At 34.4% G+C, this 15,070-nt stretch carries 9 protein-coding genes and 2 pseudogenes; 2 read left to right on the forward strand and 9 right to left on the reverse strand.

Features of this window, described 5'->3' with window-relative positions; all coding sequences use genetic code 11:
- The 6 genes from M313_RS0121720 to M313_RS0121745 all read right to left on the reverse strand — a co-directional run bounded on the left by M313_RS0121720 (window position 1) and on the right by M313_RS0121745 (window position 9,947).
- A complete protein-coding gene (locus M313_RS0121720; protein WP_010200217.1) occupies window positions 1-1,560 on the reverse strand; it encodes a hypothetical protein in 1,560 nt (519 codons plus the stop codon).
- Window positions 1,547-2,590 carry a Wadjet anti-phage system protein JetD domain-containing protein gene (locus tag M313_RS24810; protein WP_010200219.1) on the reverse strand — a complete coding sequence of 348 codons (1,044 nt, stop codon included), beginning with the start codon at window positions 2,588-2,590 and terminating at the stop codon, window positions 1,547-1,549. The genes M313_RS0121720 and M313_RS24810 overlap by 14 nt, the downstream gene beginning before the upstream one ends.
- A 166-nt stretch (window positions 2,591-2,756) precedes the next feature.
- Window positions 2,757-3,635 (reverse strand): recombinase zinc beta ribbon domain-containing protein, encoded by an 879-nt coding sequence (locus M313_RS0121730; protein WP_010200220.1) that lies wholly within the window; start codon window positions 3,633-3,635, stop codon window positions 2,757-2,759.
- Between the two features lie 288 nt (window positions 3,636-3,923).
- Window positions 3,924-4,865: a DUF262 domain-containing protein gene (locus tag M313_RS24350; protein ID WP_157182545.1), complete on the reverse strand. Its 942-nt coding sequence runs from the start codon at window positions 4,863-4,865 to the stop codon at window positions 3,924-3,926.
- Window positions 4,866-4,932: 67 nt separating this feature from the next.
- Window positions 4,933-5,316, reverse strand: coding sequence for a hypothetical protein (locus M313_RS0121740; RefSeq protein WP_010200224.1), 384 nt, complete (start codon window positions 5,314-5,316; stop codon window positions 4,933-4,935).
- Window positions 5,317-5,963: 647 nt separating this feature from the next.
- The gene (locus M313_RS0121745) at window positions 5,964-9,947 is read right to left on the reverse strand and encodes an AAA family ATPase (RefSeq protein WP_010200226.1); all 3,984 of its coding nucleotides are present in this window, start codon (window positions 9,945-9,947) and stop codon (window positions 5,964-5,966) included.
- Between the two features lie 474 nt (window positions 9,948-10,421).
- Between M313_RS0121745 and M313_RS24355 the strand changes: the two are divergent.
- Window positions 10,422-11,162, forward strand: a pseudogene (locus M313_RS24355) (IS3 family transposase); the annotation flags it as partial.
- Window positions 11,163-11,326: 164 nt separating this feature from the next.
- On the opposite strand, the gene istB reads toward M313_RS24355, so the two are convergent.
- Together istB and istA are read right to left on the reverse strand one after the other, a co-directional pair.
- The gene (gene istB / locus M313_RS0121755) at window positions 11,327-12,076 is read right to left on the reverse strand and encodes an IS21-like element helper ATPase IstB (protein WP_010200229.1); all 750 of its coding nucleotides are present in this window, start codon (window positions 12,074-12,076) and stop codon (window positions 11,327-11,329) included.
- Entirely contained in the window at window positions 12,073-13,620 is a 1,548-nt protein-coding gene (gene istA, locus M313_RS0121760; protein WP_010200231.1) for an IS21 family transposase, read from the reverse strand. Before istA ends, istB begins: the two co-directional genes overlap by 4 nt.
- A gap of 105 nt (window positions 13,621-13,725) precedes the next feature.
- Here istA and M313_RS25520 point away from each other — a divergent pair.
- Window positions 13,726-13,929: pseudogene (locus M313_RS25520) on the forward strand (IS3 family transposase); the annotation flags it as partial.
- Window positions 13,930-13,997: 68 nt separating this feature from the next.
- Here M313_RS25520 and galE read toward each other — a convergent pair.
- Window positions 13,998-14,894, reverse strand: a complete 897-nt coding sequence (gene galE / locus M313_RS0121770) for a UDP-glucose 4-epimerase GalE (protein ID WP_010200233.1) — start codon at window positions 14,892-14,894, stop codon at window positions 13,998-14,000.
- Between the last annotated feature and the right edge of the window lie 176 nt (window positions 14,895-15,070).

Here is a 15,070-nt window from a genome sequence, read left to right on the forward strand (position 1 = left end):
CTAGTTAACCTTCCTTTCTACGACGTAGTCCGTTACCACAACACCTTTATCAAATATTAGTTGTCGTTCTGTAGATATCACATTAAACCCCTCTAATTCTTCTAACTCTTGGTGTTGACGCCCAAGTGAAGCCATCATTCGATTTTCATCTGGTTCAAAGGGAAGTTCTTCAGGTGGAATCGGACCGAATGCCTTATAAGGACTTCTATGAACCTTTACGCTTATATTAAGAAAATGCTGTAGCAATTCTTCTTCCAGGCGTTTATATTGTTCAGGCTGATTTGTCTTTAGTTCATTTATTATGTCTGATAAAAAATAGCGTTTTTTTTCTTTTAACGGCAACAAGATAATCTCTAAAGCTTCCATTTCCTTTTTGTAAACCGCTTCTTTTTCTTGCTCTAACATCTCTCGATGGATAGCCAGGGTTAAGTTATCAAGTGTATCTTCAACTTGGTCCTCTTCATGACGTCTCTTTTTTACATATTGTGGATCATACGCTGAAAAAGGATTGTAAAACTTTTTTACTCTGATTGGCATAACTGGTTTTAATATATCTCTCGCTTTAGATTGGTTGATTTTTTTTGCCACCCAGGATTCGAGGATTTCTTGTTCAAAATGTAATTGTTTTGAAAATGCATTTTCGATTAACAGTTGTAATGAACTAGTCAAGGTTTTTAGTAATTCAAATTTTCTTGTAAACAAGATTTCATGTTTTGCGATACATGATGTTAATTCTTTTTCTATTTTCAACACTTGATCATATGCTTTTCTTTCCTTACGACTGAGTTGTCCAGCAATATAATTAGCTTTCACACCATCTACATTTAATCGTAAATCACTTAACTGACTCTTCTCTTGTTTTGTTTGCTCATATGAATCCCTATACTTCTTTTCTAATTCATTCCTTTTAAACATCGTTAAGGCATTAGAACGAATATCATTTTCATATTTAATAATTGTATTTATTTGTGTTTGGATTTGAAGCTTTAACTCTTCAACAGCTGTTAATGCTTGCGTGAACATCCCTTTGTCTAACTGTTGTTTAAAATAAAGCATTGTAATACTAATCTGCATTTCAGCAAACATCTCTTTTGTTTTAAACAATAATTCTATTCCTTCTTGAGTCAACTTAAGGTACATATTCTTTTCTCGCAGGTCTTTATACGAAAAGTCATCATATGTAATTAAATCAAATGAGTAAACCTTTTCTTCTCCTGTCGCAAGGTCTGTATAGTGATTGATAAATTTTCTACCACCATTTCTCAATTTGTCATCAATAATGTAGCTTCTAAACTCGTTAACTTCAGAGGAATTCATTTGAACACCATATCGTTCTTTTAGTAGCTGTTGTAAAAAATGATTTATATAGTCGGGAGATATTTTACTTTTACCTGTTAACATTTTTTCTAACATCATTAGTAGAACCGCAATTCCTATTTCCATAAGGTTAAGGTGATTGTATTTTGGATCTTTACTTTGTGACAGTTGGAAGATTGGTTGAAATAGAATTATATTTTTATAACGTTCTGAGAATCCCTCAAATAGCTTAGAAAGCTCCATCTGCTAACCTCCTTAACTCCTTCAAATTAACTCCTTCTTGTGGAACACACCCTTTGTCTTCTAGGAATGTTCTTACACTTTCTGACCAATTTGATGAAAAATAACTGAAAAAAGTAGTATAAGCATCTTCACTACAACGGTGGTTTTCCCATTTGCGAATCTGGTTCCTTCTTTCCCACAACGCTTCATAAAAGAAAGTAAATGGTTTTAAATCCCTTGTTACTCTTTTTTTAGTACGATAATAGATACTGATTCCCTCTGGATCTAGGTCACCGTAATAATAGATTGGAATATTGCGATTGATATCAAGTTCTTCCATAAATTCAATACTTTTGGTGATTTTCCCACCCTCTCCATAGATTAAAAGAGAAATATTCTTGCCGTCCCAAGCCGTAATACCTTCTAGCATTAATCGCTTCAAACTAAAAAAAGTATCCTTATTTTCAATAATTAAGATGTTTTCTACCTGTTTATTTGGTTTTCGATAATAAAAAAAAGGTTCATAAGTTTGAAATGAGCAGAGGTCTTCAGTGGTAATAGCAATGTCTTTCAATAGTTTTTGCCCATCGTTTGAGGCTAAAAACTTTTCATCGCCAAATAATTCATAAGAGCGCTCGTTTAAACTAATCCATTCAGTTCTTTCATTTTTGTTATTAAGAAAAGAACTGATCTGTTTTATGAGGGGAATATCCTCTTCTAACTTATTATTATTCTTGAAATAAATTGTAGTGTTAATACTCGGATGAAACTCTGTAAACAAAGTAGTGATTAACTCATTATCTATTTCTTCTTTTCTCTCAATAATCTGATATTTATTAAACAAGCTTGTATTAGCATTATACTTTTTTGAACTCTTTATTTTCTTTATTATCCCTTCGGACTCCAACTCTAGAATAGATTGACCAAAATTCCGATAAAAGAAAACCCCTCTATCTTCACCTAGTAATTGCTTTATTTCTTTTTCCAATTCAACTGTATTAAATCTTTTATTTTTCTTTGATTTTAGTACGTCTAAAATTAGCTTTTTCAACTCATACACCATCCAAGATTAATTTGTAATATTATTACTAATTATAGCATTTTTTGTATTTATATCGGATTCTCTTTCATATTGATAGACAAATAAAATAACCCACCTAGCAGCAATACGAAATACTCCATACGCTAACTAGGTGGGTCGCTTTATTTTCACCAATTCACTTTTTCTTCTTACGAGGCTTGCCTTTCTTCCTCAATCGCCACGCCATCCTTTCATTTCCAGTAGCGGTCAGCTGCATGCCAAACTTCAAATCGTAGACAATCCTTCCGTCTGAATGAATGACTCCTTTTTCAACAATTCGACTGAAAATATCAGGCCGGAACTCTATCCGCTCTTTGTCTGGCTTAAAATCCTGAATGCCTCCTAACTCTTCAAGAAACCACGCTAGGTCTTTTTCCGCTTCATGCCCCTTTTGTTCTCTGTCCTCAAATTCATAAATCTGATTTTGCAACTCCACAATCTGGTCCGTTATAGCCTTTATCTGGTTTGGATCGCCACCATGCGTTTCACCTTCCTCTACCGTATCGTAGAGCTGATAATATAATTGCTGCATCTCTCCCTTAACTTGTTCTATCCTATTGCGTTCGTTGTCATCAGGGGCATGGTCTTTGAGCGCTTGCCTAATATCATCCTTAAACCCTTCATCCTTTTTTATTTCCTGTAAGAGTACCATGAAAGTGTGTTCCATTGATATTTCTCTAAATCCACGGACTTCACACGTTTCTTCAACGTACTTTTTCTCGGCAGTTCTACATCGCCAGTAATGAATCCCACCTTTTGAACTTCTTACATGAATGACTGGTGCTCCACATTCAGAGCAATGAAATATGTTAAAGAACTCTTGGCGGTCGTGTGGCCTTTTTTTACTTCCTTTTCTATTCTCACTCCGATTGTTCATAATTTGTTGAGCCGCTTCCCAGTCTTCCCGACTCACGATTGCCGGATGGTGATCCCTTATTGTGTACTGAGGAAGTTCACCTCTGTTTTCAGTCATTTTCCCGGCTAACGTATCGGTGACATAATATCGCTGGTACACAAAGTCCCCCCTTGATGCGAAAAAGATAAAAAATCAAAATCTAGATTCTCGACAAATCCAAAACACTAAATCTTGCGTTGAATTACCGTTTTTTATCTTTTCGTCATCATCAAAATGCAGTTTTGATTACTATGCGGTGTAGATGTATTTTAAAATGAACAAAAAAAATAAGCCCATCACCTGTTTTAGGCAATGAGCTAATAATTTTCGAATTACTATTATTTTGTAAAATCCTTATTAGAACTTTCTATTTTTAGGACACTAAACTAAGTTAACTATACGAAAATGTTATAATGCTTTTTTTAACATTTCTTCTAGAATTTCTCCACGGATAGTCCTATTCTTTTTACTGCTAGCCCCTTGGTACATTGCTTTATAAAACTGAGCATATTTATTCCTATCTACTTTGTTTAACTCTCTGTTATCCATTACATTATCATTAAGCTTCATTAGAACTTCAATTATTTTATCCTTATCCCTTTCTATTGATATTAAATTGTTTATTTTGAGTAACTCTACTATTGAATCGTCTGGAATTTCAATAGAATCAATTAACCTGGACACATTTTCAAATGATTTTAATGTCTTGTTTCTTTCAGGATAATGGTCATTGTAAGTCCTTACATATTCTTCAATTTCCCGATACCCTGTAAAATATCCACCGGTGTCATTTGTAACCATTACTGCTAAAATGAACTCTAGGTCTTTCATTCGAGAAACCTCAGTATCTTTAAAAGTACGACACAAGTTATACCTCTCAATAATAACTTTTCCAGTTGATATATAATCTCCATCATATAAAGCATTGTTAATTTCCATAGCTTCCAAGGCATAATCAACTGAATTTATCCTTCTGAATATTTGCTTGATTTCTGCTAATGGAAGATGTCCTAGATCTCTTACAACAACTACATAGTAAAAGAAAGCTTTCTGTTCATCAGGAGATAAATCTTCAAACTTTTTGATCTTTTTATAAGAAATGGTATCAGCACTATTTATAAATTCATAAATGGTTGATAATCTTTGTTGACCATCAACTACTAATACTTCTGTTTTTCTCGTTTCAAGGTTTATATCGCCTACTGCAGTATAGACTTCTGGAAAGGGTAGACCTAGAAGTATTGTTTCAATAAAGCTTTCTTTATGATGTTTATTCCAAACCAACTTCCTTTGAAAATCGGGTTGTAGTTTAAGATCTCCTGCTTTTATTTCATTGTAAATATCAATTATTTTTTTATTACTTCAGATACCAATCATTTTTATATCCCCTCCTCTTTAAGTATCGTTCTAATGCCATTTAGATTTTTAGTGGTGTATAAGTTGAAGAAGTACTCTTCTTTATAAATTGCAGCTGTGACTTTCCTTGCCCAAACTCTTTTTTATAAGATATACTTCTAAAAAATTCAAACCATTCATCGGAACCTTCATATTTGTACGGGAATTTATCTGGCCTTAGCCATCCTTTGAAAAAGTATTCTAGAAACTTTACATGATTGCCATCACTATTACTTACAGGGATAGTATTTTCATTATATTCCAAAATTGATTTCCAATAGTAATCAAATACTTCATTTGAAATAACAACAATATCTATGTCTGAGTCTTTATTAGGATCACCATCTATATGTCTCCATAACTTTGATGGGGCTATGCTAAAACCTAATTTAGCAGAACCAGTCATAAATATATTCCTTTGGTTCACATTAAAAAATTCAGCAATCTGCTTTTTTTATTCGTAGTACATATCTTCTTGCTGAATATAGATATAAGGTGTTCCAAACACAATATACTTTTCTATTATATCTTGTATTGAATTGCTTTCATCTAAGAGTACATTCTTAAGTTCCTCAATTCGTTAGGAAATCTCAGCCACTATAGTCCTCCTTATTTTATAAGTAGTAGACTATTTTGTATTTCGACACCAAAATACATAATCCTTTATATAGTGGTGTATCTACTTGGAAATATTTAACTACTATTATTGTATAAAAGTAAAGACCCCACTGTCCCTGTGGTCCTGTGAAATAAAATTTTCGGGCAGTGTGCACGAACTCAGAACTCAAAAGTTCCTTCATTTAGGAAAGGAGATTATAGCCGAATTCAATAGTTTCAAAAGAATTACAATAATTAACAGATCCAAAAAACTAAAAAGAAAAGATTTAATTCCCAAAGGCCGGAGGCCACGACTTCATTCTTCTTGAAAATCAAAAATTTTGTGTTTAAATGTTTCGCATAAAAGCAAGCTGGTCACAACTAGTACTCATCACTAGTTGTGACTTTTTGAGTGCAAAACTTCTGCTTGCTCCCTACAAGAACCGTCACCATGTTTCACTTCCCACAACACTTCTTGTGTTTTTTGCCGCTTCCACAGTAGCAAGGGTCGTTTCTGCCGATTTGTTTTTTCTTTATTGAGTTAGTATTGGTTAATTCTTTTTTATAGTCGTTTAGGTTTATTTCTGTTACGACGGCATTAATATAATCACTCGGATAATAATTTTTGTAGTAATAGCTCATTTCTTCTAGTGTTTCAATTGTTTTTTCTAGCCAATCATCGGTGTATTCTTTGTATAATTGATGCTTTTGATAGTAAGCATGACTTAGATTTTCTAGGCTACTTAATCTTTCTTGGTCAGCTAATGCTAAGGCGTTTGTAGCTAATGCTCTTTTCTGATACAAAATGGCGTTGTCTAAGTCTTCTTCATCTAAATAAATGACACCTAATTTGTTCAAACACTGGAATGTAATATTATCTGTTAAACCCTCAGATTCCAGAATTGTATTTACGAGTATTTTTGCTTCTTTATTTTTTTTCAAAAAACGATAAGTCTCAGCTAAGTTTAATCGAAGTTCAGAAAGTAGTTTTAATTCAACACGCCCGCTACCTACTAGCTGATTGATAACCTGATTTTGAATCTGCTCCGCTTCAAGTAAAAGCTGTTCTTTATCTTTTTGATTCGGAACGAAACAAGCAAGCTTAAAAGTAGCAACACCTAAATTATTCTCCATACTAATGATTATTGGATGATCCTCATCAACTAGTTCTTTTGTATTTCTAATTAATATCTTAAAATCCTCTACTATTTCCATTAAGGCTTTTGGTTCAACAGTATTTTTCCTTTTTGAGACTAAATGATGGTTGATCAATTGAAGCTCTTCTAAATCTGTACTTTTATCAGGTCCTGTAGCTACCATAGCATTAAGCTTATTCGCTTCCTCGTAGTTTCCATTTTTAAAATAAGCGGCGACTAAATTAGAAGCGATTATTCTAGTGCTTTTTGTGAATCCTAAGGTTTCCGCTAGATCTTTTGCAGTTAATAGAGTTGGTATAGCATCATCCAGCCGATTATCACTTAGATACATGATTCCTAAAGCATTTATATTTGTTAAGTAGGAAACGCTCCCTGCTTTATCATTGGCTTCATATACTGATACAAGTTGTGTTTGAATCACAATGGCATCTTCATAAAGTTCATTTTTGTATAAGATTTGGGCAACATTTCCAAGTATAGTTAGCAAGTCATCTAACGCTTCTTGATAAAGTAAATGTATATACTGATCAATGAATTTCATAATAGTATTTGAGTATTGAAGAGCAATAAGATATTTTCCATTCTGCAAAAGGATTTTTGCTAAGTTATTTAGCATTAAGATTGTCAGAAAATCGTCCGATCCATTTTTCTCAAAAGCTAACTTATAAGCCTTTTCCGCATATTCCTCTGCTTGCGTAAAATTATATTGCTCCGTGTAGTGCTCTGCTATTTCGTAATAGTACCGAATTAGTCGTGAGTCAATCGAAGGATTTTCACTCTTCTCACCATGAGAAGCTGCTTTTAGTGCTAGAATAAATACAATCGATTCCGGAGCGTCTTCTTTTATTTCCTGAATATAGTGATCAATAACCTTATAAATTTTGAGATGGATATCTTGCTGTTTATGTATATCTTTATCCCTAATAAACCTTTGATAAAGATATTCTTTATAGATGGAATGACCGAATAAATGACTTAACAAACGGGAGTCATTCAAAGCATTTTTATCAGGCAAGTATTTAGTTATTAAACTATAAATGTGTTCTAGTTCCTCCACTCCTTGAATCATTTGGTTTGTCATGTCACTTTGGTAATTTAGCTTTGATAAAAGATTGAAGAATATTGGTTCTTCAAAAAACGAACTATACTCGATTAAATAACTTAAATCCCCAGTACCATTTTCAAACAAATGATTTTTTAATCGGTATAGCCTTTCTTCGATCACTGCAATCATACAAGGAGTGAATTTCTTATATAAAATGGATTGGGTCGTGACAATTTCTTTCTTTTCCCAGTTCTTAAGATAATACTCGATTCTTCTTGCAACTTCATGTACATTCTCACTAGCCCAAAACCACTTTTGACTAATCGGGTTTCTAATTAAGACCTCAAGACCGGGGTGATTTCCATCTGCAATTAGGTTAATTGCTTCTACTACAAAGAGAGGTTCAATTGTTAAATGATCGTTATCCCTCATAAACCATTTCCAGAGAAGATTGCCAACAGATGTAGCATGATCTGAGCTTTCAGGAACACCTTCTATAATTAAATCCCGTATATTATCTGAATTAAAGCCTTGTAAAGGATATAATAAATCCTTTGTTAATTCTGTTAACTTCTTTAATTCTCTTTCCTTCTCATTTGTTTTTCTGCTTTCTAAATCTGCATTTCGCGTTAGCAGTAACAAATAGACTGGAAGATTATTAATCTTAATAGCTTCAATGAGCCATTGTAGAAAAATGCAAGAATCCAAGTCAATCCATTGTAAGTCATCAATCATCCATACGACTGTTTTTGATTTTTGCTTCGCTCTTTGCAAAACGTTTATGTAACTTTCTAATAGCTCATTTATGATCTCTTCCATTGTCTTTTGTTCTTGTTCATCAAATGCTTGGAACACTTTTTCTTTTTTGTAAAATAGTCCTTTTTGATATTTTTTTAATTCCATTGAATCCTTTATACTGCCAAGTAAAGCCATCGTTTCTCCAATCACTCCAAGACTTTGGTCATAGAGCATTTTCATGATTGCTGTTATGATCACTTCAGCGTCGGTAGAAAAGTTTATAATTTGTCTTATCTGGTTTATTTTTTCTTCCTGTTTTAATTGAGTGTTCTTTAGTACTTTGATTACTCTTTCTTTTATTGAAGGATCTAATTCTAAGCGGATATGATCAAGGAAACTTCGGATTTCAGTTAAAGATTCAATAATATTAATATTTTCACTAGAAAAATTGGTTTGCATTGCAATTACATTACGATTATCCAATCCAAGAGCAAACCTTCGGGCCAAGGTGGATTTTCCCATTCCTGAGTTGCCTTCAACTCTTCTGATGATAGGGGCTTTATTTTTGCTAACAGTGTCTACATCACTTTCAAGGGTTTTTAATGTATCATCACGGCCAATAAAAACACTGCTATTAATGACTTGGTGTTTTAAGCTACTTTCTAAATTATCAAGCATATGATAGCGACTTAAAAACCATCGGAACTTGATCACTTCTTCCGTATTTTCTTCGTACTTTTCATTAAAATCAATTTCCATAGGATTAAGAGAATCCCAGCAAAAAATCGATAACAATTTACTTTTGACTGCTCCTTTTAGCAGGTGCTTTTTCTCAATACCATCCTGTAAAATTCCAATAGATTTATTATCTTGAAACAAACTATAGTATGCCTTTAAAAAGTGAATATCCGATAATTGTAGACTTTCAACATTTTCAATAAGCATAATAATTTGAGTGGTTTGTGATAAATCATACAAGAGACGAATAGCCGCAATAATACAAGTTTCAGCACTATTAAGATACTTCACCTCTTCCTTGAACTTATTCAATGCTTTAATTGCGATTTCATGATTATTCCTTTTTTCTACATTACTCTTAGCCTTATCATAAGCCATTTGGCCAAGGCTTACAGAAGTTGAAGGTGCTGTTACCCCACTTATGATTGAATGGGCAACACTATTTGCTGCGGCATAGCCAGCCACAAACTTTGAAGCAAGAATGAAGCTAGAAATCTTATACGCATTTAAAGTCAGCCTGCCTATGGTTTCATGAAGCTTCGGTAGCTCTTGTTGATAATGCTCATATACAACCTTAATCCAATGACTAAGAAGACTTTCAGTTGAATTAGCCTTGTACGAAATGATTAAATCCTTTTTATTAGCACATTTCTCCAAAAACACTGCCATTTCTTTATCATGAACTGCCTTTTCATTTCCTAGCAATTCATAAACAAATGGTCTATCTCCCTTTACATACTCTAACTCCTTTAACAACGACATTACGAACACCTCCGTTGGTAAACAAAGGGACTGTTCTTGTGTACCCGATAATAAAGAGCCAGAAGAATTCTTCCCTATATTTTCCTTGAATGAACTATATAATAGAAATCATTGAAAATGTATACCTGTATGCTTAGAGTGACCGATACCTCTACTAACAGTTATAGCATTGACTAATATAATGATGAGAGGTATACATGTCAAAGCTATTAATGCACCTCAGGAAACTTATTAATAGATTGAATACTTTTTACATCTCAATTCGACTTTATACAACTAAATTTTACCACAAAGTTACAAAGAGGTATTTTCCAATTGTCAGTTAATAAAATATCATCAATCTTGCTTTCACTTAAATAAAGCCAATAAAAATAAACCCACCAAGTATCCGTATAGAATCCCATACATAAACTCGGTGGGTTGCTTATTTACCTCTTTTTTTTCTTACTTCCATTCCTACTCGGTAATGCTTGATCTGTAGAGGAATTACAAGAAGAAACAGATCGTTTACGTATGGAGAATGCGTACTTAAAAAAGTTGAATGCCTTAGTTCAAAACAAGGAAAAATCACCAAACAAGACAAAGCGCAAGTAGTCTATGAACTAAGGAACGAATTTCCGGTGAAATCACTTATTAAATTGGCAGAGATACCTAGAAGTACCTATTATTACTGGGTGAAACAACTTGGACGTCCAGATAAAGATGCTGGACTAAAATCAGTCGTAAAAGAGATATATGATGAGCATCAAGGACGTTATGGCTACCGTCGTATTCGTGATGAACTTGCGAATCGCGAATACAAAGTTAATCATAAGAAAGTGCAGCGTATTATGAAGGAATTAGGCTTAAAAAGCCTTGTTAGAATAAAAAAATATCGTTTTTTTAAAGGTAAAGTAGGAAAGATTGCACCTAATATATTAGAACGTAATTTTAAGGCAGAAAAGCCTAACGAAAAATGGGTAACAGATATTCGAGAAACTCTATCTATCTCCTATTCTTGATTTATATAATGGCGAAATCATTACGTATACAATTGGTTCCAGACCAACATACTCGCTTGTTTCAGACATGTTAGATAAGTCATTAGAACGGTTAACAGGAGATGAGGATCTAATCATTCATTCTGACCAAGGATGGCATTATCAAATGAGACAGTATTGTAATGTCTTAAAAGAACAGGGAATTACACAAAGTATGTCTCGTAAGGGAAACTGTGTAACCGTCAAGTGAAATTGAACAGTTTTTGCTAAATAATTTTGAACACTTTTTGCTAAATATGCACTGTTTCGCCTACCTTTTTGGGCAGGCGTGATTATTAAGCTTTACTTCCTCGCATATTACTTTTTTACTTGTTTTTGCTTTGATTAAAATGAGTCTTCTCAATTAAAGATTATCGTTCTATTTTTCATTCTATAACTTGGTTCATCGATGTTTATTACTTCTACTCGATGAAGTAAGCGGTCTAATATTGCGGTGGTAATTCCCTGGTCACCTAATAGCTCTCCCCATTGATCTGGCCCTTTGTTGGAGGTAAGAATGATGGAGCTTTTATCATATAGCTCATTAATTAAATGAAAGAAAAGATTTGCCTCTTTCGAGTCCATTGCCATATACATCATGTCATCAATAATGACCATGTCCGAATCTACTATACGTTTATAAGAAGTCTGTGATTTCCTAGAGAACTCTTTCGTTTTCAAAAGATGGACCAATTCACCCATTGGAATAAAAGAGACTTGGTGGCCTTTATAAATTGCCTCTAAGCCTAGTCCAATCGCAAGATGTGTTTTACCTACCCCTGGTGGTCCTAAAAGGATAAGGTTATATTGCTCCTCCATCCATAGGAGCTCCCTTAGCTGCTTCAACTGTTTTGTGCTTAAAGAACGTTGTTCTTTAATATTGAATTCGTCTAACGTTTTCTGGAATGGGAACCTTGCCCACTTTAACAGCTTTGTTATCATCTTTTCTTCTCGACAAGCTTGTTCATACGTGAGTAATTCGTACAGAAGCTCATGGTAGGTCCATTGATGTGCCTCCGCCTTCCTAATAAGACTGGGAAGTTCTTTTGCTGTTTCTGCTAGACGAAGAGACCGGCTAAGGTCCTGTAATTGAGTCATTGGATGTGTCATGCTGATTGTCCTCCTTTTAAAATCTCAATATACGATTCTACCTTTCTGGTAGTCACGTGGATGTGAGAGTAAGGGGACTCAGACTGTACATCTTGATTTCTTTGTATAGGTTCCTCTTGTATCACAGAAACCAGAAGATCTCTCAAATCATTGGCACTTGTTAACCTCAACTCTAGTGCCTTATCTAATGCAGGGTTTACCTTCAATGGCTCTTGTTGTAGAAGATTCCAAAGTATTGTTAATTGGTCACCCATATGACGTGGATAACGCTCTTTCAGACTGCTAATGAATTGCTGAGCTTTTACTTGGTCTTCAAACAACGTTACTATTTCGGCTTCCCATTCTGCTAATTTAGTGGAACGTTTTCGTTTATGCGATTTATCCTGAACCAGTTTTCCTCTTCCAGAAACGAGCATGTGATTGGCAATAATCTTACCACCAGGATTCAGCCTAATAAGCAGCCTATTTTCTTCGGTTATTTCTAGATGTGCCACGTTACTTTTTTTCGGTCTGTATGTACCGGTTGGCACGCTATACCGGTTGGATTCATAAGAAATGACATTGTCCTTACGAATGTTCCTTGTTATACTACCTGTATGGTTATTCTCGAAAGAGAATTGCGTAGAGACTTTTTGTAAGTGTTGCTTTTCGAGGGCGTGCACTTCAAAGGGTCTCTTTTTTGTCGTATGATGCACGTTATAATTGCCTGTCCTTGCTAACCAGTTGATACTTTGTTCATTCCATACTTCTAACGAAGTAAGTACTCTGTTCTTACTGAAGTTATACTTCACAAATTTTACGACATTCTCTATTTTCCCCTTCGTTTCAGGGTCGCTCTTCCTACATAAGTAGATTCCAAACTTTCTTAGCTGTTGGTACGCTTGAAACTCTTTTGTTAGAATGATGTCTCCTGCATTTTCACTAACTGCTATTAAATGATCTTGATCATATACAAGCTCCTCAGGCATTCCTCCATAGTAATGAAAAGCAGCTTCGTGCGCTTGAATGACATCTCTAGTCGTAAAAGGTCTATCTAACCAACTAACAAATTTATATCTTGAAGTCGATAATACAAAAGCGATAAACCAAAGTTTTTGTCTAGAGCCGTTTGTTTTAAATGCGTATGTTTCTCCGAAATCAACTTGTGCTTGTTTTCCCATAGGAAGGTCCTCAACCGATTGATACTGTCTATAGGATGAACGTTTAGGGATAGAGTATTTTTCTCTCAACTCTTTGACGTATCCCCTAACAGTGCTTTCCCCTATGTCAAATTCTTCATGATGCTCCTTTAACCAATCGTGCACTTGTGCCCCAGACAAATCTTGATGCTCTTTAAGCCAAGCTAATATCTGGTCATGGTAAGTGTCCAATCTTTTTCTTCTTGTCATAGTTGTGTGAATCCAGTTATCAAATTCTTCAGGAGTCATCTTTATGTAACTGTAAACAGTGTTTCTACTAATACCTAACTTCTTTGAAATAGCAGAAATACTAAATCCTTTTTGTTTCAGTTTAAATATGTCCATATATCTCATCCACTTTTTCACTCCGTGATCCCCCTAGGTGTTCAATAAAACTAGTACATCGAAACAGTGTATTATTGTGTTCATTTTTATTGAACAAAAAGTGTTAAGTCTAGTTTAGCGTTTACAAACTGTTATGATAATGCTGTAATAGAGAACTTTTTTGGGATTATGAAGTCTGAATTTCTTTATTTAAACGAATTTGAAAATATAAATCACTTTAAACAAGAATTAGAGAAATATATGTATTACTATAATAACAAACGTATAAAGGCAAAATTAAAAGGCAAGAGTCCGATACAATATCGAACTCTTGCCCAACAAGCCGCTTAATAAATATAACCTGTCTAACTTCTTGGAGTCACTTCATAAAGCCCAGCGGGTAATATTACAAAACCACACTATTCCTTGAAATTCTTCTCAAAGCGCCAAGCATCTCGACACATTGCAATAATATCACGTTTAGCTGTCCAACCTAGCTCTCGTTCAGCTTTAGAAGCATCAGCATAACAGGCTGCGATATCCCCAGGTCTCCGTTCTACAATTTCAAAAGGGACTTCAATATCATTAGCTTCTTCAAAAGCTTTTACCAACTCTAGTACACTAGTACCTTTCCCGGTTCCTAAATTATAAACATGAACACCTTCAGTAAGGTTTTCCAATGCAGCAATATGGCCCTCAGCAAGATCCAATACATGAATATAATCGCGAACTCCAGTACCATCCACCGTAGGATAGTCATCCCCAAATACACGTAATTTCTTAAGCTTGCCTTTTGCTACTTGAGTTACATATGGCATTAAGTTATTAGGGATTCCGTTAGGTGCCTCACCTATTTGTCCGCTCTCATGAGCACCTACTGGATTAAAATATCGAAGTATCGAAACTGAAAATGCAAGGTTTGCATTTGCTATATCAGTAAGAATCCTCTCACTCATGGCTTTTGTTTCACCGTAAGGATTAGTCGTTGGTAAGAGATCCATTGTTTCTACAAAAGGTACTTTATTATCTCCATACACTGTTGCAGACGAGCTAAAGACAAATCGATGGACACCATATTTCTGACAAGCTTTTGTTAGAACCATCGTGCTCACGATATTATTGTAATAATACTCAAGTGGCTTTTCTACAGATTCGCCAACTGCTTTTAAACCAGCAAAATGAATAACTCCATCAATCTTGTAATTTCTGAAAATATTACCAACAGCAGATTCCATACCATCCTTCACATGCACTTCCACGCGAATCCGATATCCCTCCAATCCTTTTAAACCGATACTAGTGACATTTGTGGACATAAAAAAAGTCTCCTTTTGCAGTTTTTTGAATTGTTTGGTTGAGTTTAATAAATGTTTTGAGGTTAGTGTTCTTAACAATATTAATAGAATCATGGTGAGTAGAAAAATAGAGGAATTCAGAGATGGGTGTTCGAAGGTGAGTAAGCTATTGAATATTACTATACGCTAATTATAAA

This window comes from Bacillus sp. m3-13, from assembly GCF_000175075.1.
Taxonomy (GTDB): Bacteria; Bacillota; Bacilli; order Bacillales; family Bacillaceae_I; genus Sutcliffiella_A; species Sutcliffiella_A horikoshii_C.

Coding starts and splice junctions, on each gene's coding strand:
- galE (WP_010200233.1), bottom strand. CDS start 14,894: ATGTCCACAAATGTCACTAGTATCGGTTTAAAAGGATTGGAGGGATAT.
- M313_RS0121740 (WP_010200224.1), bottom strand. CDS start 5,316: ATGACTGGTTCTGCTAAATTAGGTTTTAGCATAGCCCCATCAAAGTTA.
- istB (WP_010200229.1), bottom strand. CDS start 12,076: ATGACACATCCAATGACTCAATTACAGGACCTTAGCCGGTCTCTTCGT.
- M313_RS0121745 (WP_010200226.1), bottom strand. CDS start 9,947: ATGTCGTTGTTAAAGGAGTTAGAGTATGTAAAGGGAGATAGACCATTT.
- M313_RS0121720 (WP_010200217.1), bottom strand. CDS start 1,560: ATGGAGCTTTCTAAGCTATTTGAGGGATTCTCAGAACGTTATAAAAAT.